15 protein-coding genes and 1 riboswitch are annotated in these 20,311 nt (G+C 45.6%); of the genes, 5 read left to right on the top strand and 10 right to left on the bottom strand.

The window, feature by feature from the left end; all coding sequences use genetic code 11:
- Nucleotides 1-127 precede the first annotated feature (127 nt).
- A complete protein-coding gene (locus tag L5M71_RS12280) occupies nucleotides 128-520 on the bottom strand; it encodes an H-NS family nucleoid-associated regulatory protein (RefSeq protein WP_028761125.1) in 393 nt (130 codons plus the stop codon).
- 310 nt (nucleotides 521-830) lie between these two features.
- On the opposite strand from L5M71_RS12280, the gene L5M71_RS12275 reads away from it, so the two are divergent.
- From L5M71_RS12275 to L5M71_RS12265, 3 genes are all read left to right on the top strand, one after another.
- The gene (locus L5M71_RS12275; protein ID WP_028761124.1) at nucleotides 831-1,580 is read left to right on the top strand and encodes an electron transfer flavoprotein subunit beta/FixA family protein; all 750 of its coding nucleotides are present in this window, start codon (nucleotides 831-833) and stop codon (nucleotides 1,578-1,580) included.
- Nucleotides 1,581-2,507, top strand: coding sequence for an electron transfer flavoprotein subunit alpha/FixB family protein (locus L5M71_RS12270; protein ID WP_212600856.1), 927 nt, complete (start codon nucleotides 1,581-1,583; stop codon nucleotides 2,505-2,507).
- 95 nt (nucleotides 2,508-2,602) lie between these two features.
- Nucleotides 2,603-2,799: riboswitch (Lysine riboswitch) on the top strand.
- Nucleotides 2,800-2,878: 79 nt separating this feature from the next.
- Nucleotides 2,879-4,447, top strand: a complete 1,569-nt coding sequence (locus L5M71_RS12265; protein WP_028761122.1) for a Na+/H+ antiporter NhaC family protein — start codon at nucleotides 2,879-2,881, stop codon at nucleotides 4,445-4,447.
- A 143-nt stretch (nucleotides 4,448-4,590) separates the two neighbouring features.
- On the opposite strand, the gene L5M71_RS12260 is transcribed toward L5M71_RS12265, so the two are convergent.
- Nucleotides 4,591-6,741 carry a M3 family metallopeptidase gene (locus L5M71_RS12260; protein WP_263178035.1) on the bottom strand — a complete coding sequence of 717 codons (2,151 nt, stop codon included), beginning with the start codon at nucleotides 6,739-6,741 and terminating at the stop codon, nucleotides 4,591-4,593.
- A gap of 204 nt (nucleotides 6,742-6,945) precedes the next feature.
- Nucleotides 6,946-9,045, bottom strand: a complete 2,100-nt coding sequence (locus L5M71_RS12255; RefSeq protein ID WP_263178033.1) for a multiheme c-type cytochrome — start codon at nucleotides 9,043-9,045, stop codon at nucleotides 6,946-6,948.
- A gap of 541 nt (nucleotides 9,046-9,586) precedes the next feature.
- Between L5M71_RS12255 and L5M71_RS12250 the strand changes: the two genes are divergently transcribed.
- Together L5M71_RS12250 and L5M71_RS12245 are read left to right on the top strand one after the other, a co-directional pair.
- Entirely contained in the window at nucleotides 9,587-10,183 is a 597-nt protein-coding gene (locus L5M71_RS12250; protein WP_028761119.1) for a thymidine kinase, read from the top strand.
- A 369-nt stretch (nucleotides 10,184-10,552) separates the two neighbouring features.
- A complete protein-coding gene (locus tag L5M71_RS12245) occupies nucleotides 10,553-13,630 on the top strand; it encodes a transglycosylase domain-containing protein (protein ID WP_263207637.1) in 3,078 nt (1,025 codons plus the stop codon).
- A 151-nt stretch (nucleotides 13,631-13,781) separates the two neighbouring features.
- Here the strand turns inward: L5M71_RS12245 and L5M71_RS12240 are convergent, their stop codons facing one another.
- The 7 genes from L5M71_RS12240 to L5M71_RS12210 form a co-directional block, all read right to left on the bottom strand.
- Nucleotides 13,782-14,993 (bottom strand): PQQ-dependent sugar dehydrogenase, encoded by a 1,212-nt coding sequence (locus L5M71_RS12240; protein WP_263207634.1) that lies wholly within the window; start codon nucleotides 14,991-14,993, stop codon nucleotides 13,782-13,784.
- Nucleotides 14,994-15,149: 156 nt separating this feature from the next.
- The gene (locus L5M71_RS12235; protein ID WP_263166624.1) at nucleotides 15,150-15,908 is read right to left on the bottom strand and encodes a sulfite exporter TauE/SafE family protein; all 759 of its coding nucleotides are present in this window, start codon (nucleotides 15,906-15,908) and stop codon (nucleotides 15,150-15,152) included.
- A 191-nt stretch (nucleotides 15,909-16,099) separates the two neighbouring features.
- Entirely contained in the window at nucleotides 16,100-16,417 is a 318-nt protein-coding gene (locus tag L5M71_RS12230; protein ID WP_263166626.1) for a cytoplasmic protein, read from the bottom strand.
- A 38-nt stretch (nucleotides 16,418-16,455) separates the two neighbouring features.
- Nucleotides 16,456-17,058: a DJ-1/PfpI family protein gene (locus L5M71_RS12225; protein ID WP_263207632.1), complete on the bottom strand. Its 603-nt coding sequence runs from the start codon at nucleotides 17,056-17,058 to the stop codon at nucleotides 16,456-16,458.
- A 136-nt stretch (nucleotides 17,059-17,194) separates the two neighbouring features.
- Entirely contained in the window at nucleotides 17,195-18,217 is a 1,023-nt protein-coding gene (locus L5M71_RS12220) for a hypothetical protein (RefSeq protein ID WP_263207630.1), read from the bottom strand.
- Nucleotides 18,218-18,788: 571 nt separating this feature from the next.
- Nucleotides 18,789-19,445, bottom strand: a complete 657-nt coding sequence (locus tag L5M71_RS12215; protein WP_006082325.1) for a 3-oxoacid CoA-transferase subunit B — start codon at nucleotides 19,443-19,445, stop codon at nucleotides 18,789-18,791.
- Nucleotides 19,446-19,571: 126 nt separating this feature from the next.
- Nucleotides 19,572-20,276: a CoA transferase subunit A gene (locus L5M71_RS12210; RefSeq protein WP_028761111.1), complete on the bottom strand. Its 705-nt coding sequence runs from the start codon at nucleotides 20,274-20,276 to the stop codon at nucleotides 19,572-19,574.
- Nucleotides 20,277-20,311 lie beyond the last annotated feature (35 nt).

Below are 20,311 nucleotides of genomic sequence, written 5' to 3'. Positions count from 1 at the left end.
AGTGAGGTGCAGAATTAACGGCTGTTGTTTAAGTTTGAAATGATTGATGGATATAAAAAAGCTCGCAACTAATGCGAGCTTTTATGCAAACTGGTGTTGGCAATTAGCGCCATCACACTTGGTTGGATTAGATTAAGAAATCTTCCATAGAACGACCTTTGTTGATCTCGTTCTTAAATACGGTAGGCATACGGCCTTGGCCAGTCCATTGAACCATTTCACCGTCAACTTCAATTTGGTATTTGGCTGGACGAGGAGCGCGTTTCTTCGCAGCAGCTTTAACAGCTACGCCACCTAAGTCATCAATTGATAAACCAACGGCTTCCATTTGTTGACGGATTTCTTCAATCTTAGCATTACGAGCTGCCATGGCTTGTTCTTCTTCCTCAGCCATAGACTCGCGTTCTACTAAAATTTTATCTAATTTGTCGGCTAAATCACGTAACTCTTCAACGCTAAGTTCTTTTACTGCAGCTTTAAAACGACGGCCGTGAGTTAATATCTCTAAAAATTCGCTCATATCTATTTTCGTCCCACTCTATTTTTAATACAGGATAATGGTGAACAACACCTAAATGATAGAAACTAATATAGCTCGAATCAAATAAAATTATGCGTTTTAAGGAAATTAAATATTATTTATTTTTTGAACTTTTCTTATTCCCTCAAATAAGTGTCCAAAAAAGTGGCCGTTGCAGCGGATTAAAAAATACAAACAGGCGTTTGACTTTGGTTGACGTTAACGTTAACAGGACGTAAAGTTGCTCTATCCTGCATTGGTATTAACCAATGTTTTGTCCATGTACATGAAAGTGTAGGAAGGAAACCCTATGAAAGTATTGGTGCCCGTTAAGCGCGTTGTTGATGCCAATGTGAAGGTCAGGGTCAAAGCTGACAATACAAGTGTTGACACTGCAAACCTAAAAATGGCGTTGAACCCTTTTTGTGAAATCGCAGTAGAAGAAGCGGTTCGTTTAAAAGAAGCGGGTAGCGCTACTGAAGTGGTTGTTGTCAGTATTGGTAATAAAGCCGTGCAAGAACAACTGCGTACCGCGCTTGCATTAGGCGCAGATCGTGCAATTCATATCGATACTGAAGAAGAGCTCGTGCCAGTGTCTATCGCCAAATTGCTCAAAGCGGTACAAGACAAAGAACAAGCAGAGCTGGTGATTTTTGGTAAGCAATCCATCGATGGTGATAATAACCAAACTGGCCAAATGTTTGCCGCGTTAATGGATATGCCACAGGCGACCTTTGCTTCAGAAATCAAATTAGAAGCGAATACATTACAAGTCACCCGTGAAATTGACGGCGGCATGCAAACTCTTAAACTGCCTTTACCTGCTGTTGTGACCGCCGATTTACGTTTGAACGAACCCCGTTACGCTTCATTGCCTAACATAATGAAAGCTAAGCGTAAGCCATTAGAAGTATTTACTGTGGCAGACTTAGGCGTGACGTTAAAGAGTCACCAAACGATTGTGAAGGTCACTCCGCCAGCTGAACGTAAAGCGGGCATCATGGTAGCGTCGGTAGCTGAGCTAGTTGAAAAGTTAAAAAATGAAGCGAAGGTGATCTAAATGGCCATTTTAGTATTAGCTGAACATGATAATGCTGCACTGAAACTCGATACGGCAAAAATTGTTACCGCCGCCCGTGCCATAGGCGATGAAGTGCATGTCTTGGTTGCGGGTCACCAATGTGGCGCGGTTGTCCAAGCGGTACAGGCACTACAAGGTGTTAGCCAAGTACTCGTTGCCGATGCCAGCGTGTATGAAGCGCATTTAGCGGAAAATTTTGCCAAATTGCTGGTGGACTTAGCGCCAAACTATGGTCACATTCTGGCCTCGGCTTCAAGTTTAGGTAAGGACACGCTTCCGCGCGTTGCGGCATTATTAGATGTCGCGCAAATCTCAGAAGTCATTACTGTTGTCAATGCCGATACCTTTGTGCGCCCTGTGTATGCGGGTAACGCCTTAGCGACAGTGCAAAGCCATGATGCCATTAAAGTGATGACAGTGCGCGCCAGTGCGTTTGACGCTGCGCCAGAAGGTAACAGTGCGGCTGTGACGACACTTGATAAAGTGTTTGAAGCGAGAACTCAGTTTGTTTCTCAATCGCTGACAGTTTCTGCCCGTCCAGAGTTAGGCAATGCTGGCATTATCGTATCTGGCGGCCGAGGCATGGGCAGTGGTGAAAACTTCGGTATGTTAGAGCAACTTGCTGACAAGCTCGGTGCAGCCGTTGGCGCATCACGCGCTGCAGTTGACGCAGGTTTTGTGCCTAACGATTTACAAGTGGGTCAAACCGGTAAAATCGTTGCGCCAAACTTGTATATTGCCGTCGGTATTTCTGGCGCGATTCAACATTTAGCCGGCATGAAAGACGCTAAAGTCATCGTTGCAATCAACAAAGATCCTGAAGCGCCGATTTTTCAAGTTGCCGATTATGGACTCGTTGCAGATCTGTTTGAGGCGGTTCCTGAGCTGATTACAAGTCTCAGTTGATTTTATCTGTGATCTAGGTCACATTAAGTGGCTTTGCGGTAGCATCTGCTAAGCCGCTTATGTTTTTATGTGCCTCACGCCCGTGCAAGGGCGTTCTTAGAAGTAGAGGCGCGCCAAATATTAGTAGTGATCAGTAGGGTGATTCCGTTGATCGATTGCGAAAGGATTTGGTGCCGAAGTGGTTCGATTTATCACGATCAACTGCTGGGGTTGTACCTAATAGGTGCAGCACTGCCATAGTATTTTCCGATATGGATATTGGGAATAGTTACTATGGAGCGCTACTGATAGGACAGGTGACCTTGGGTATCTATTGCCTTTTCCCACCAGTTCAGTCGCCCTCCATTCGTATTTAACGAAGATAATAATCAATGACTGTTATGAATTATGCCGATTCGGCACTTTCCTTGTTGCCGCCTGCGGTGGCTATCGTATTGGCGATCTTGACTCGCCGTGTACTGCTTTCTTTGGGGTTAGGTATTTTAATTGGTGCTTTATTGCTCAATCAATTTTCACCTTTAGCAACGGGTGAGTTTGTATTTAATGGCGTTAAAGGGCTTTTTTGGACTGATAAAGGTCTAAATTCGTGGAACTTATATATTCTCGGTTTCTTAATTGTACTGGGAATGATTACAGCGTTAATTACCGTAAGTGGCAGCGCGCGGGCTTTTGCCGATTGGGCTCGTTTACATATACGTAATAAACGTGACGCTAAACTATTGACCATGTTTTTAGGTTGCGTAGTTTTTATTGATGATTATTTCAATAGTTTAGTTGTTGGTTCGGTCGCTCGACCTGTTACCGATCGTTATTATGTTTCCCGCGCTAAGTTAGCTTATTTATTAGATTCTACTGCGGCGCCTGTGTGCGTTATTTCTCCAGTTTCGAGCTGGGGCGCTTATATTATCGCACTCATTGGCGGGATATTAACTGCCCATGGTTTTGCTGATACGGGTCATTTGAGTATTTTTATTCAAATGATCCCAATGAACTTTTACGCAATCTTCTCCTTATTATTATTACTTTTTGTTGTTTTTATGGGATTAGATGTTGGGCCAATGCGTGAGCATGAGCTCAATGCCCAACGTGGTAATTTATACGATGAGTCTAAGGGATTACCGCCTGGGGCGAACGCGGATTTACCTGAAGCCGAAACTGGTAAGATTTTAGGTCTGTTCCTGCCGATTACCGTGTTGGTATTTGCAACCCTCTATTTTATGATTAACAGTGGCGCTCAAGTACTCGCGGCGGAAGGGATTGAATTTAATATTATTTCTGCTTTTGAGAAAACCGATGTCAGTTCATCACTTTTCTTTGGTGCATTAATTGGTCTAGCGGTTTCGCTGATATTGAATTTAGTGCAAGGCGTTGAGAAATTGATGATAGTCAAAGGTATAGTGCAGGGCGCTCGCTCTATGCTGCCGGCGATTTACATCCTGTTATTTGCTTGGACAATCGCAGGTGTGATTGGTCAACTCGAAACCGGTAAGTTTATGGCGAGTTTAGCAACAGGAAATATTCCGTTCGCGTTTTTACCCGCCTTAATGTTTGTGCTAGCAGGTATTACCGCGTTCTCAACTGGTACTAGCTGGGGTACGTTCGGGATCATGTTGCCGATTGCTGCTGATATGGCGATGGGAAGCCACACTGGCATGATGTTGCCTATGCTTGCCTCTGTGCTGGCGGGGGCTGTATTTGGCGATCACTGCTCGCCAATTTCCGACACGACTATCTTGTCGTCTACGGGCGCCAGTTGCCACCACATCGACCATGTGGTGACTCAGCTACCTTATGCACTCATTGCGGCGTTTATTAGCTTAGTGGGTTATGTGGCACTTGGATTTACCGAGTCTGTTGTCGCGGGTTTAGTGGCTTGTAGTGTGGCATTTGTGATCAGTATTATCGTACTTAAAATCAAATCGAAAGGCGCAATTAGCTAGACGTTAATTGAAACCTTTCACTGCAAACGTTCACGACAAATAAGTCAAAATAAATCAGCCAGCATTATGCTGGCTGATTTTTTGGTTAAGGCTGAGTTTGTCTTTATCTCTAGCCTATCGCATTAAGGCTATCAACTCTTAGCTTAGCGTGCTTGATCTAGACCGCGGCGTTTAAGTAAGCCTTCTGTGGTTGGTTCTTGTCCGCGGAAGTTTTTGTAGGCGTCCATTGGCGCTATGCTATTACCCACTTCACGGATCGTTTTGCGGTACTTCATGCCGATTTCACGATTGAGCCCACCTTGGGTTTGTACATAGGCAAACGCATCCGCCGCTAAAATCTCACTCCACATATAAGCGTAATAACTTGCCGAGTAACCGCCGGGGAAGGCGTGGGCAAAATAGGTCGACTTATAACGCGGAGGTACGGCACTGATGTTTAAGCCGTGCTTTTTCAGGGCATTGGCTTCAAAGGTTGGTACATCTTGCAGCGGGGTATCTGGGCTTAATGAATGCCATTCCATGTCTACTAATGCAGCGGCCATGTATTCCAGTGTGTCAAAGCCTTGGTTGAAACTGCCTGATTTCAGCAGTTTTTGCAGCAGTTCATCGGGAATGGGTTTGCCCGTTTCGTAGTGTTTCGCGTAGTTCGCTAACACTTTTGGATGGGCGGCCCAATCTTCTTCAAACGTCGATGGAAATTCGACAAAGTCGCGTGAAACCGAGGTACCCGCCAGACTTGGATAAGTCACTTTAGAGAACATGCCGTGGGTGCCGTGACCCATTTCATGGAACATAGTGGTGACTTCGTTATAGCTGACGAATGTGGGTTGACCTTCGGGCGCTTTCTTTATGTTCATCACGTTGACGACCACAGGTTTAGTGCCTTCGAGGAAGGATTGACCGACGAACGAACTCATCCAAGCGCCACCACGTTTACCTTCACGGGCAAAATAGTCGGCGTAGAAAATGGCCATGCTTGAGCCATCGGCATCAAACATTTCGTAGGCTTTTACATCGGGATGGTAAACCGGTAAATCTGGGCGTGGTTTTAAGGTGACGCCATAGAGTTCTTTGAGTGTGTAGAATACGCCGTCTTCGAGCACGCGGTTAAATTCGAAGTATGGGCGAATGCTATTGGCATCGAGAGCGTATTTTTCTTGGCGGACTTTTTCTGCGTAAAACTCCCAGTCCCACGGTGCCAGTTCAAATTTCCCACCGGTTTTAGTGATCATCGCTTGAATGTCGGCCGCTTCTTTCTCTGTGTTAGCAACTACCGCAGGCACCATTGAACCAAACATGCTGTAAACCGCTTCGGGTGTTTTGGCCATTTGCGGTGCTAATCGATAACTTGCCCAGTTTTCATAGCCTAATAGTGTTGCGCGCTCGGCTCTGAGTTTCGCTAAACGAGATACGAGTGACGCAGTTTCGTTTTCACCAGTTAAGCCACGGTTCGCTGAGGCTTCCCAAATACGCTGGCGTAGCTCACGGTTTTCCAGTGATGCCAACACAGGTTGGCGAGTGGTGTTGGTTATGTTAATCAGATACTTGCCATCGTGACCGGCCGCTTTGGCATCGTTCGCGGCTGAAGCTATTTCACCGTCGGTTAATCCAGCAAGTTCACTTTTTGAATCCACCACAACGGCGATTTCTTTGGTTAAGCGTAATAAACGCTGAGAGAACTCATTCGTTAGTGTTGATTGTTCTTCATTTAACGCGCGGATTTTAACTTTTTGTTCATCGGTAAGTTTAGCGCCAGCCATGATAAAGCGTTGGTGATATACCTCAACCAAACGTACGGCTTCTGGGGTTAACCCTAAGTTAGTGCGGTCGTTATAGATGGCTTCGATACGGGAAAATAGCGCTGGGTTTAAGTTGATATTATCTGAGTGGGCCGCCATTTTTGGCGCCATTTCCCCTTGGATTTTACGCAGTTCTGGATTGCTGTTTGACCCTGCTAAATTATAAAACACGCTTGATGCACGGTTGAGTAGGGCGCCGCTTTTCTCCATAGCCACAATCGTATTATCGAAGGTTGCTGCTGCCGGATTATTGGCTATTGCGAGAATTTCTTGGTACTGCTCTGCCATGCCTTGCTCTAGGGCTGGCGCGAAGTGCTCATTCTTGATGAGGCTAAAATCAGGGGCTTGATATTGCAGGTTACTGGCTTGGAACAGCGGGTTTTGGGTTTGTACCGAGATAACGTTAGGTGCTTTAGTTTCTGTGCTGCTGCAACCTGCCATGAATCCGGCGGTGAGAGTGGCGCCGATGGCGATGGCAATAAAACTTTTACGCATAATTGAGTGACTTCCTTTGAATTGTTGTTTTTTTAGGACTGTAACGTTAGTAACTTAAATAGGACTGAAAATGGCTTGTTATCGGGTAATGTCTAAGTAAAAAAGGAGCCTCGCATTAGCGAGACTCCTTTGGCTATTTCCTTGCAGGGAAAATAGGTACCGCTTTTTACTTACTTCTTAATCACGCGATGATGAGATGATTAATTAGCGAGTAAACTTGTGGTATTTATCAATACCAGAACTTCTACCTGTGTCATGACATACTGCACAGGATTCAGAGGTCGGTTGTTTAAACCAGTCAGCAACCTTTGGTATGCTGATTTCACCACCGTTGCTTGCCATATGCGCCTTAGCTGAATCGCTAGTGTGGCAGGCATAACAGTTAGCGGTGACTGGGCTTGTCATTTTGCTACCTGGCTCAGCGATGTATTGATTTGGCACTTTGCTTAAATCAATCGCTTTTTCATGACAGGCAACGCAGCTAGTAGAGGCTTCAATCGCGCCTGCACCGTTAGCGGTTTGCGCTTGAGTTCCATCAGCTTTAACTTCACCGACTTTAGCGCCATTACCCCAGTGCCAGCTGTGCACCATAGGACCAAAACCTGCGCCTAAGGCTGCTGAAGTACGTTCCATGCCGTTGTCATGGCAGGCGATACAAGCTTTACCACCTTCATCGAAGGCACCATTTTTGTGGAACGCAGTGGCATCGTTGTGACAAGTAGTACAGCTGTTAGTACTCGCTATCTCACGACGTTCGAAGCCAGAGACCTTTTGAGTGGTGACAGGGTTAACGACATCTGAGTAAGCCGTAAAGGATATGCCCATAGAACCATCATAACCTGTCGCTCTTAGGTTGCCATTACTTTGGTAGCGTTGCTTACCATCATATTCCATCCAACCAGCGGTACTGAATGTCACGCGGGCAGAATAAACATAGTTAGCATTCACTGCGCTGATATCTGTCAGTAAATGACAGATATTTTTAGTGCCGTCAGTGTTGTAACCATAGTAGTAGTTAGTACGGTTACCTGGGCGACCCACTAAGCTGCCATTTTCATAGGAATGTAAATAAGCGCCCGCATAAACTACGGGTTTCTTAGCGTCATATACTAGCGGGCTAGAATAGTTAAAGTTGTCTTTAATGCTAAAGACGTTACCATCGGTGTCTTTCACTGTCAGCGTTGTACACCAGCCTGGGGCGGTTACTGCAGCCGCAGCACCTGTCGGCGCATAGTGGTCTGTCTTGGTAGAAATATCATCTACTTTAACAGGTGTTGATAGACTCAATTTATACTTAGCGCGAATCGCTTGGCGTTCGGTTATACCCGCTTTGCTTTCGTGCATAATGCGCAGATCCGCACCATTACTTGGGATAATAGCCCCTGGTACGCCACCACTGTCATGGCAATCAATACAACCTGGTCCAGCTACGTTGATGTTTTTAGGTGCTTCAACGTGACAAGATGTACAGTTTTGTACTGAAAAGTCTTTAGTAAAATCTTGGTGATTGATATGACCAATTTTAGATAGGGTGTTTGTCGCATAGCCACCCGTAGAGAAACCTTCAGCATTGACAACTGCGCGGCTGACTGAGCCGTGACACACTAAACAGCCTTCCACGAAAGTGACTTCGCTGTCCATGCCGGTAGCGACATAGCTTGCATGACGACGAGGGCTTGTTGAATAGTCGATATGGCAAGAGTAACAACTATCAGTTGTGGTTGAATGGGTGCCTTCAGGTTTGTTAACGACCAGAGGTTTAGAGGTCGCAATACCATTATTACCACCGACACGTAACCAAACGATACCTTCAGTACTTGGATTAACCCCTTTCATTGGTACTTTAAATTGGTAATGACCATCAGCTAAAGCGGTCAATTCAGCGCCGACGGTTGCTTGAGTTGCTTCACCGCCAATATGGACATTATCTGCAACACCACTTTTATCAGCTTCGGTGCGGTTAGTGATGAAGCCTTTATCTGTTAGTGCAGCCACTTTGGCTTGAGCATTTAACAGTCCGTTGATTAGGTTATTGTTTTCATCTGTAATTTCAAATTCGTAAGTGATACTGCCTTCGCCAAAGCTATAGTTGATCACTTTGACGTTAGTCATAGTAGAACTGGTGACTGGGGGCGGTGTTCCAGGCTCACCGGGTGTTCCTGGTTCACCAGGTGTTCCAGGGATACCGGGCGTTCCTGGTGCTCCATCTACACCATCTTTACCATCATCGCCACAGCCAACAAGGGCGCCAGTTAGTGCTAAGGCAACTAAATATGCCAGTTTTCTAGAGGTGAAAATTCTCATCATAATCTCCATTTGATCCAATATGCGAATAAAGGACGGAGTGGAGCACTAAAGTTTGCAGGGTAGATTAGTGCTTTGACCGTTGGTCTCAATTTGCAAGCTATCGAATACTTTTCTTTTTTTAATTGAGCACGTTTTGTCTCGAATGAAATATTACTGTTAACGCTATGTTTGTTTTTTGAGCGCAAGCCCATTTATACCTATTACTTTGGAGGTAGATCACACTTTTTAAATTTAACTTTTACTAATTTTTCCTTACGAAACAATATTTAAGGTTCAGTTAAGCTTTCATTAACAATTGAACGGCATCGGGGCGTTTTTTATGTTTTTTGCAGGGAGGAGTATTAAATGAAGTGGACTAGAAATATTTCAGGAGGCGATTGGAGATTAAAATGATTGATAAGTTGGTGTCATTGCAGAATTTCATGATAAAAGCTTAGCGGCTGCTAGTGTTCTGATGTGAAGCGCAATGTTAGACTAGCGCTCAATTTGGCTCTGGTAGCAGACGCGTAAGCGATAACGTTTTTAAAGGGTATAAGTCTTGGCTCAATTGTATTTTTATTATTCGGCAATGAACGCGGGTAAATCCACTTCACTATTACAGTCATCCTATAACTACCGTGAACGCGGTATGAATACTTTGGTCATGACAGCCTCCATAGATGACAGATATGGCAAAGGTAAAGTGGCCTCACGTATTGGCATTGAAACCGAAGCACAGGTATTTAGTAGCCAAGATGATTTAACTCAAATGATTAGCGATGTGCATCAAGCTACGCCATTAAGTTGTGTGTTGGTGGATGAGTGTCAGTTTTTGAGTAAAGAACAGGTTAAGCAGCTGACGCATGTGGTCGATAATATTGATATTCCTGTACTCTGCTATGGCCTAAGAACGGACTTTCAAGGCGAACTTTTTAGCGGCAGTCATTATTTATTAGCTTGGGCCGATAAATTAGTTGAGTTGAAGACTATTTGCCATTGTGGACGTAAGGCTAACATGGTGGTGCGTCTTGATGGTGAAGGCAAGGTGATGCGCGAGGGTGAGCAAGTGGCGATTGGTGGTAATGAAAGTTACGAGTCTGTCTGTCGCAAACATTTTCGTGAATTTATCTGGGATGCGCATGAATATGTGGGATGAGGCTTCGTTAATAGCGTGTAATTATTAAGCGACTCATTCTTTTTATGCGACTTAAATTAGTTCGTTTTGTTTTTAAGTCATACTGTCTGTTGCCTTAATCGCTGAAAATACCTTGATATCAACAAATTAATATTTGGCAAAATGTACTATCAGCTTAACATGAGTATTGATTAGTGGCGGTTGTGGGTCACAGGCACCCTTCTTTACAGTGAAGTTAGGTTTGATAAAGTGTGGAACATAATGGGTACTAAGACTAATTAATAGAGCCGGATAATGGCTAGATGAGTTTGATATCTTGCTTTACTGAGTGGCAACGGATTTGCTGAGTTGCATGAAAGATGAATATTTTAGTGTTTTTTTGGAGCTGTTTTGCCTAATTCCACATCAGAGATGAAGTTCGAAAATTATCGTCCTCGTCCACCACAACCTGAGCCTAAAGCTAAGGTTAAGCCGCCGCGTAAAGCCAGATCAAAGGGCAGGGTCTGGTTCTTATTTTTCATTCTGATTTGCTGCGCTGCATTGCTGATTGGACTTGAGGTTAAAACTTCGTTTTATCAAGCAAAATTCATCAATCAATATGCTAAGACGCTCACCTATGAATTAGAAAGCTCACCGAGCCAAGCGGTTATTTATCCTAGTTATGGTCCTTTCGATGAGCGCCATGGCTACAGTAAGTTACCTCAGTATATTGATAGGTTACTGCAACGAAATTTTCAGGTAACGCAACAAGTGGCGTTTTCGCCAGCGTTGCAGGAATACGCTCAACTTGGATTTTTTCCGCCTTACCATGAAAAGGCCCAATCTGGATTGACGCTGCTCGATTGCCGCAATACTGATTTATACGAATTTGCCTATCCTAAACGGGTTTATCAGGACGACGATAAGATCCCCAATGAAATCGTTAATACTTTACTGTTTATTGAAAACCGCGAGTTATGGACGACGGAAGAGAAACTCAATCCTGTGATCGACTGGCCACGCTTTGTGGTGGCAGGTATGAGTCAAATTGCTGAAATGGTTGGTATGAATGTCTCTACCGCGGGTGGCAGTACACTCGCGACTCAGATTGAGAAATTCCGCCATTCTTCCCAAGGTTTAACCTTGAGTATTAAAGATAAGTTACTGCAAATTGGCTCGGCCAGTGTGCGCGTGTACCAACAAGGTGAAAACACTGAACCTGCTCGTAAGCGCATCGTTCAAGATTATCTGAATACCGTGCCATTATCTTCGGCGCCAAATCATGGTGAAGTTCATGGTATTGGTGATGGATTGTGGGCGTGGTTTGGTACCGATTTCGATACTGCAAACAAGCTGTTAGCATCGCCGCAGATCAAAGGTAATGCCACCAAGCGCGGACAAGTATTCCGACAAGTGGTTGCCTTGATGATCGCCCAACGTCGTCCGTCCTACTATCTATTACAAGGTCATGAAGATCTTGAAAACTTAGTCGATAGCCATATCCGTTTACTCGGCCAGTATTATTTGATTGATCGTGGCCTACGTGATGCTGCACTCGCGCAGAAATTGCAGTTTAAGGTCGCCAAGCCGCAACGTAACACCCAATCTGGCGCAGATAAGGGCGTGAACACAGTTCGCATTCGCACCGCAGGCATGTTAAATGTGGGGCTGTATGATTTAGACAGGCTCGATTTGACGGTCAATAGTAGCTTACACAGTGACTTACAGCAGAAAGTCAGTCACTACTTACGCAGTCTGGCGCAAGTGCCTACCGCGGAGAAAGTGGGTCTGCTTGGCGAACGGTTACTCGACCCAAGTCAACTGCAAAACGTACTGTATAGCTTTACGCTTTATGAGCGCACTGAGACCGCCAACCGAGTTAGAGTGCAGACGGATAGCACCGATCAGCCTTTTGATATTAACGAGGGCAGTAAGTTGGAATTGGGCTCAACCGCTAAATTGCGGGTGATGGCGACCTACTTAGAAATCATTGCCGAGATCCACGACAAGTATTCCAAGAAACATGGGATTGAATTGGAATCTATCATTATCGAACCTAGGGATCATTTAACCCGTTGGGCGATTGATTACTTGATTTTGAATCCCGACAGACGTTTAGACCGCATGTTAGATGCGGCGTTACAGCGAGAATATTCGGCCTCAACCAGTGAACAATTTTTTACCGGTGGTGGGTTGCATGTGTTTAATAACTTTAAAAAAACAGAAGATTTAAAAACGCCAACACTTTACCAAGCCCTGCAGGATTCGGTTAACTTGCCGTTTGTGCGCCTCATGCGCGATATCGTGAATTACAGCAGTAGTATGCAAAACGAGGGCAATATGGCCCAGTTGCTGCGTAATGATAAAGATCCGCGCCGTGACGAATATCTGCGGGTATTTGCTGATAGAGAAGGTAATACCTTCGTTACTAAGTTTTATCGCAAGTACAAAAAAGTGGCTGCGAATGAGCGTTTCGACATGTTTTTTGACGGTTTGTCCCAGTCGGAGCAGCAGTTGACGGCGGCGTATCGCTATTTACTGCCCGATGAACCTATGGCGGCATTTAAGGCTTTCTTGAAGCAAAGATTGCCGCAGGTAAGTTATACCGATGGTCGTATTAAGAGCTTATATAACAAGTACGGTCCGGATAAATATAATTTGCCAGATCAAGGCTATATCGCACGGGTGCATCCCTTGGAATTGTGGGTGCTGGATTATCTTAATCATAATCCTGAGGCCAACTTGAACGATGTTAAGCAGGCGAGTGAAGCACAACGTCAAGAGGTTTACCGTTGGTTGTTTAGGACGCGGCATAAAAACGCCCGTGACGTACGAGTGCAAGTGATGCTTGAAGTTGAAGCCTTCCTCGACATACATCAACGTTGGGCGCGTTTAGGTTATCCCTTTGATTCTATGGTGCCATCCTTAGGCTCAGCACTGGGTAGCTCGGGTGACCGACCCGCAGCCTTAGCCGAGCTGATGGGCATTATTCAAAATGACGGTTATCGTTTGCCCACAGTGCGTATCAATCAGCTGCATTTCGCCGCAGATACGCCCTATGAAGTGAGATTGCAGAATCAGAACACCCAAGGTGAGCGGGTAATGCGCCATGAAGTAGCACAAGCCTTAAAAGCAGCGCTGGCGAACGTAGTGCAAAACGGCACCGCACGTCGTTTAAAGGGCATTTTTACCGATGAAAAAGGTGGCATGTTAGCCATAGGCGGGAAAACCGGCACCGGTGATAACCGTATTGTGACTCAGATGCAGCAAGGTAAAAAAGTGGCGACTACGGCGATGAACCGCACTGCGACCTTCGTGTTTTATCTAGGTGACAAATACTTCGGTACTTTGACCGCCTTCGTGCCAGGCAGTAAATCCGATGATTTTAGTTTTACTTCGGCGCTGCCATTGCAGGTGATGAAGGGCATGATGCCTATTTTAGCTCCCTATGTACAAACCGAGCAGGGCATGTGTGTGGTGAACGAATAAAGGCATGAATTAAGTGCCACGCCAACGACAAAGAGTGTTCCTGATGAATACTCTTTGTCGTTTTAAGGCTTAAATTCTCTATCGATTGAGTTTATTGCTGTGGTTAACATGGTTTAGTTAAAGCACTGTGATAAAAGTGCAGCGATTAAGATTACTGCGGCGATAACTGGTAAATTTTTGATTTAGCTTCATCGGTTACGAGATAAATCAGTCCATCTGGTCCTTGCACGACTGAGCGCAATCTTTGCCCTAATTCAGTTTTCAGCAGCCGCTCTTCTTTAATTATCTTGTCGCCATCAAGCACTAAACGCACCAGTGTTTTTTCCTTTAGGTTGGCGAGTAACAGATTATTTTGCCACTGTGGAAATTTATCACCTGTGTAAAACATAAAGCCCGCCGTGGCAATCGACGGAACCCATTTGTAGACGGGTTGCTCCATTCCCGTTTTATGGGTACCTTCGCCGATGTTGCCGCCGCCATAATTCTCACCATAGGTAATCACTGGCCAGCCATAGTTTTTGCCCGCCTCATCAATATTGAGTTCATCACCGCCCTGGGGCCCATGCTCGCCAGTCCACAATACTTTGCTGATGGGATTAATCGCCGCGCCCTGCATATTGCGATGACCAATAGACCAGATCTCGGGTAAGGCGCCAGCCGTATTGACGAAGGGGTTATTCTTAGGCACTGAGCCATCGGCATGAATACGCACGACTTTGCCCAGATGATTGTCCAATGTTTGTGCGCTATCTTTTTCGCTATAGCGATCGCCGAGTGTGATAAACAGTGTGCCATCAGGCGCCCACACTAAACGAGATCCAAAATGGTGGCCGCTGTTGACTTTAGGTTGTTGACTAAAAACGCGGGTGAGATTTTCAAGCTTGTTACCATTGAGCGTGGCAAAACTGACCGCTGTGCTATTGAGCTCGCTTGCATCACCTTCAGCGGGTTCTGAATAACTGAAATAGATTTTTTTGCTGCTGGCAAAATCTGGCGCAAGCACGACATCAAGTAAACCACCTTGACCTTTGGCATACATAGGCGGTAAACCCGTTAAGGGTTCACCCACTTTGCCTGCCGTGCTGACAATGCGCATTCTGCCAGCGCGTTCAGTCACGAGCATACTGCCATCGGGTAAGAATGCCATACCCCAGACATTCTCTAACCCTTGGGCTATGGTTTTTACCTGAATATTACCCGTTTCCGTTTTGACGCTAATGGTCGCTGCGCTAGCGGTTTCGGTGTAAATAGCCGGTGAGCATGCAATAAGACACAGGGCAAGATTTAAGGTGCTTAGCTTCAAGGTCTTTGGCATTAATTTACTCAGTCTCAAGATCCTCAGTTTCAAGGTCATCAGTTTCATCGCTATCCTTAATCACACTGTTCTCCTATAGGATGGATCAGAGTAACAAGTCAGTCACATAAGGGCAATTTATCGGTGAGACCTTGTATCGAAAACTCGCCTGTCCAGCTTTTATGAGTTTAAGCTTCACAAATCAAAAGCCTAACGTATGAAAAACTAGCGCATGAAAAAGCCTAAGGCCATCGCTAAACCGACGATCACAATAAAGCCGCGTAGCAAGGGCTGTGAAATACGGTAAGCCAGCGCCGCCCCCACATAACCACCGACAATCGCCATAACGGCAAGCAGCAACAGATATTGCCCATCAATAACATTGCCCGCGGCATAAATCACCACTGCAATCGTGGTAAGCAGGGCAGAAATCAGATTTTTAAGCCCGTTCATCCCATGTAGGTTGGTTTGCCCCATTAGACCAAAACTCGCCAGCAGAATAATGCCTAAGCCACCATTAAAATAACCGCCATAGATACACACAGCCGACAGCATTATCAGTGCCGTTATCGGACTTAACATTGGCGTAGAGGTGTTTTCGCCTTGCTCAGCGATTCTTCGTTTGAGCAACCAAGGGCCAACAATAAAGGCCGCGGTGGCCAGTAGAATCAGCCAAGGGATCAGCTTTGCGAAGACTTGCTCGCTGGTGGTCAGCAAAATACCCGCGCCAATACTGCCGCCAATTAAAGCAATTAAGATCAGATTTTTAAGGCTAAGACTCGCCGGATATTCGATATCCTTTCTAAAACGCCATGCGCTGGCGATATAACCAGGCAGCAGCGCGGCTGTCCCCGTGGCATTCGCCGCAATCGGTGGAACCCCGACAAACACTAACGCTAATAGGGTAATAAAACTGCCTCCACCGGCAACTGCATTGAGCATGCCGCCTAAAAAGCCCGCGAGTGCAATAATAAGCCAGTCCATAGATACCGCTCCTTTGGACAATGAGAGAGTTAAACAGAGCGCTAAAAATGTGTCTGTTATTATGAGTCAATCTAAGCACTCACCCTAACATGATGATTTCGATATTGAAAGTCGCGTAATGATTCGTTACATATCGCCATTCGTGAAGGTGAAAATATAGGATGAGTGAGCAGGCTTTTATTTGCTTAGTGCTAGGGGACTTGGTCCCAAATGCCAGACATAAAAATAACCGCTGCTATGGCTGCACTTTGCTCGGTAAAAACATCTTCTCCCCAGCAGTTTTGTCCACGTTCTTGGTAATAAACATGAAAGGTACTGAGCATAGGTGTTCGAATGCAATACCAACCATCGAAGGTATTCTTAGCAAAATTGACCCAATACTGCGCATCAGCAGCTTGGATTTGCTGAATGAGTAATTCATTTTGCGATAGCAAAGCCACAAGCTCATTCTGGGTGGTTATTTGATGCTCGGCTTTTATAGCCTCGAGAAGATTTTTAAGTTTTATCATGGGATCCTTTTCATTCATCGAGAGTATCTACATCACTTTTAACGAATGGCCGCGGAGATGGAGGATTGGATTAATGCTTCAAAAATATCTGTTTGCCCAGCAGGAATAAGCTGCCTGTGAATTTCGCGGCGTTTCGCACTGTCGAATAAGCGCTCCGCAATCCAGCCGGTTAAATAGAGTGAGGACAAGCAGCCACCCGCAGTGGCAATATTGCCATTAATCACGAGGGCGCAGTCTTCTACATCGACGCCCATGGCAACTAGGGCAGGTTTTGCATCGGGGTGAGTCGTTGCCGAGAGATTGTCGAGTAGCCCTAATTTGGCAAAGAAGAATGACCCCGCGCAGATACTGCCAAGCAACTGTCGTGTGGGATCTAATTTAAGGGCGGACATAAACTCAGTATCAGCAAGTGCCGCAGGTACGCCTTTGTAACCACTGCTGAATAATACTACGTCGGCATCAGCGACTTCGGCCACATGACCATCGGTTGCAACCGTCATCCCTAAACTCGATCTGTGGCTAGGCTTTGTCCCGAGTACTTTTACTGTCCAATCGGTTTTTGTACGGCCGAGAATATCGCGCATTAAGAAGAAATCGATATCGGTAAATTCATCAAATATAACAATCGCAATCTGGTACATAAGCTTTCCTCTGGCTTGTATTGTGGATGACTTAAGGCTTGAATACGCTCAACCTTAAGCCTTGGGTCCTCAATATGAATAGAATCATGATTTTATTGGTTATCCATTTTTTATGAAAATTTGGTTAATCAAAATATTAACCAGCACTAAACGATGGCAGTCGCTTGGCGAAAATAGCATGGGCATCAAAATCTTGGCTTTGCATTCTGGTTAATGTGTTGGTTAACACTTCATCGGCTGCATCTTCAATCCGCAGGATATTCTCTGCTGCGACATAGTCGCTAAACGCTGTGCAGACTTGTTCAAACAAAGCTGTGATATCGCCAAAGGCCGGATGACTGAACTGCGGATTAGGCAAGCCCCTGAGGTCACGAAGCTTTAGCAGCATTAACGCCGTCAACGGTATGTATGATAGATGTCCATTGTGGAACTCAAAAAAACACTTTTTATCCCCGATGATCGCTTGTTCTACCTGATCATCGCAGAGGGTTTGCAGCATAGTGCTGATGAATTCGATATCCTGTGTATCCCAGTTATCTAAAAATGACGCATAGGAGAAAGGAGCTGTTTTTCGCAGTGTCACTTGCACTTCAGTGGTAAAAGGCGGCTCGATATGCCCCAGATAACGGCCATACAGCAGCACCAAAAAATCGCCAATAAAGCCATGGGAGCGAACAATCCAGCCCGAACGCCGCGCGGTTGCATCAGCGTGGTACAGCTCGTCCGCCTCGCGTTTAAGCCCAGCTAACAGCATCAGCACAAGCCGAAACACGCTGATTGTAGACCACATAGCGTTTGCTATCCCGCCAGTTTTTTCTAGCGATGAGCAATATTTATAGTAATCAATGGCGGTTGCAAAATAACCGTAAGCAAGCGAGCACATAAGCGGCTTAGGCTCAAGCAAGCCCGATTCAATATAGGTAAGTTGGGCTACATAGCCCCAATGACACTCGGGTACACCAAACTCAGCTCCAAATAATTCCCACTGGCGAAAATCCTCATCAAACTCACGATATTGTTTCACTCTCTCGAAACCATCTGTCATCCCACTGTCGATATAATCGGTCAGTAAATACTGGTCATATTCAAAGACGTTTTTGGCATAATCGCGCATATGTTTACGACTGCGACTGCGCTTATTGAGAAACTTGGCTAACATCTTGAGCATCCTTATTATTTAGGCTGCGGCAAGTTTACCGCAACGGCGCTAAATATCACTATCTGTAGCACTTTTGAAGCAAGCATTAAGCGACTCCGTTGTAGCGATGGTGAACACACATTCGCCAGCAAAGAACCTTGCTAACATATGGTGTTATCAGTTTAATGCGCGACATTGTTCATTATTGAATATGCTGGGATGGGGAGTAAACCGCACTAATGCGTTGGCGACCATCGGAAAAAGGGACTTTTTCGTTGAGCCCCCAAGGATGGGTTTACGGCGTGTCGCCAGAGCATTAGTGCTGTTTATGGCGATAAGCTCTCAAAAAGTACCTAGACTGCAAAAGCTCACAGAAAACAAAGTTTGTAGTGAACAAGCTGGTGGTGAATTTTACTCATGGTTCCCCGCTTTCGCGGGGATGACAAAAGCAACAAGGCCCAGAATCATTTTCTGGGCCTTGTTGGTATCGTAAAACGTCTGTTAACGCTCAAAACTCTTTAGGCTAAAGCTTCAAACTAACTTGAGTTTCAACCTTAGCCGCTATACGTTACTTGCGCACTTTAAAGAATGCTTAAAACACCATTTCTGGTACATGCTCTGGCACGATTAATTTGCCGGCGGTTTTGCTGACGATTTCTTCGACGCTGACGCCTGGCGCGCGCTCTAACAAATGAAATGCGCCATCTTTGATTTCGATAAAGGCTAAATCTGTGACGACGCGTTTAATGCAGCCGTAACCGGTTAGTGGCAATTCGCACACGGGTAGCAGCTTAGAATTACCGTATTTATCGGCGTGCATCATAGTCACGATAATGTTTTCAGCGCCGGCGACTAAATCCATCGCGCCGCCCATGCCTTTGATGAGTTTGCCGGGGATCATCCATGAGGCGATAGAGCCGTTCACATCGACTTCAAAGGCGCCGAGCACGGTTAAATCCACATGGCCGCCACGGATCATGGCAAAGCTTTCCGCCGAGGAGAAAAATGACGCACCTTTCACGGCAGTAACGGTTTGTTTGCCCGCGTTGATTAAATCCGGATCTATGGTGTCTTCGGTGGGGAATTCACCCATGCCGAGTAGGCCGTTTTCCGATTGCAGCATCACTTCCATGCCGCTAGGAATATAGTTAGCGACCAGTGTTGGAATGCCGATGCCGAGGTTGACGTAGTAGCCATCTTTTAATTCTTTGGCGACGCGCTGAGCCAGTTGTTCTCTTGATAATGCCATGATATCTATCCTTTCTATTTGGCTTTGACGCTTTGGTCTTTACTCTTAGGTTTTACCATTAGTTTTTACTTTAGGGAGCTAAGTGCCAATTGCGTTAACTGTGTTTCAAGGTTTTGCCAGCGCCTTTTATTTCGCGGCTTTTACCGTGCGCTGCTCGATACGTTTCTCGAACTTGCCTTGAATAACGCGGTCAACATAGATGCCCGGCGTGTGGATATGATCTGGGTCTAGCTCGCCCGGCTCAACAATAAACTCGGCTTCAACCACAGTGATTTTGCCCGCGGTCGCCATCATAGGGTTAAAGTTGGCGGCGGTTTTACGGAATACCAAATTACCCATGGTATCGGCTTTCCATGCACGCACTAAGGCAAAATCTGCGGTCAGCGACTCTTCTAACACGTAATGGCGACCTTTGATTTCGCGGGTTTCTTTACCATCAGCGACTGGCGTGCCGTAGCCTGTAGCGGTGAAAAATGCCGGAATACCTGCGCCACCAGCGCGGATTTTTTCCGCCAGCGTGCCTTGGGGCGTTAAAATCACATTGAGTTCGCCAGAGAGCATTTGTTGCTCGAAAGTGGCATTTTCACCCACGTAAGAGGCGATCATAGTGGCGATTTGGCGATGTTTTAACAGTAAGCCAAGGCCGAAATCGTCAACGCCAGCGTTGTTTGATATCGCCGTTAAGCCGTTAACGCCCATCTTAACCATTTGATTGATTAAGCCTTCTGGAATGCCGCATAGGCCAAAGCCGCCGACCATAATGGTCATGTCGTCCGATAAGCCTGCTAATGCTTCTTCATAGCTGCTGACGACTTTATTGAGTCCTGCCATTGTGATGTCCTTTTATGCTTTAGAAAACGCGCGGG

The organism is Shewanella sp. SW1 (assembly GCF_025653545.1).
In the GTDB taxonomy this organism is placed as follows: Bacteria; Pseudomonadota; Gammaproteobacteria; order Enterobacterales; family Shewanellaceae; genus Shewanella; species Shewanella oncorhynchi.
Note: the sequence above shows the minus strand (reverse complement) of the source record. Positions and strands in the feature narration are given on the sequence as shown.

Coding starts and splice junctions, on each gene's coding strand:
- L5M71_RS12280 (WP_028761125.1), bottom strand. CDS start 520: ATGAGCGAATTTTTAGAGATATTAACTCACGGCCGTCGTTTTAAAGCT.
- L5M71_RS12275 (WP_028761124.1), top strand. CDS start 831: ATGAAAGTATTGGTGCCCGTTAAGCGCGTTGTTGATGCCAATGTGAAG.
- L5M71_RS12270 (WP_212600856.1), top strand. CDS start 1,581: ATGGCCATTTTAGTATTAGCTGAACATGATAATGCTGCACTGAAACTC.
- L5M71_RS12265 (WP_028761122.1), top strand. CDS start 2,879: ATGACTGTTATGAATTATGCCGATTCGGCACTTTCCTTGTTGCCGCCT.
- L5M71_RS12260 (WP_263178035.1), bottom strand. CDS start 6,741: ATGCGTAAAAGTTTTATTGCCATCGCCATCGGCGCCACTCTCACCGCC.
- L5M71_RS12255 (WP_263178033.1), bottom strand. CDS start 9,045: ATGAGAATTTTCACCTCTAGAAAACTGGCATATTTAGTTGCCTTAGCA.
- L5M71_RS12240 (WP_263207634.1), bottom strand. CDS start 14,993: ATGAAACTGATGACCTTGAAACTGAGGATCTTGAGACTGAGTAAATTA.
- L5M71_RS12235 (WP_263166624.1), bottom strand. CDS start 15,908: ATGGACTGGCTTATTATTGCACTCGCGGGCTTTTTAGGCGGCATGCTC.
- L5M71_RS12230 (WP_263166626.1), bottom strand. CDS start 16,417: ATGATAAAACTTAAAAATCTTCTCGAGGCTATAAAAGCCGAGCATCAA.
- L5M71_RS12225 (WP_263207632.1), bottom strand. CDS start 17,058: ATGTACCAGATTGCGATTGTTATATTTGATGAATTTACCGATATCGAT.
- L5M71_RS12220 (WP_263207630.1), bottom strand. CDS start 18,217: ATGTTAGCCAAGTTTCTCAATAAGCGCAGTCGCAGTCGTAAACATATG.
- L5M71_RS12215 (WP_006082325.1), bottom strand. CDS start 19,445: ATGGCATTATCAAGAGAACAACTGGCTCAGCGCGTCGCCAAAGAATTA.
- L5M71_RS12210 (WP_028761111.1), bottom strand. CDS start 20,276: ATGGCAGGACTCAATAAAGTCGTCAGCAGCTATGAAGAAGCATTAGCA.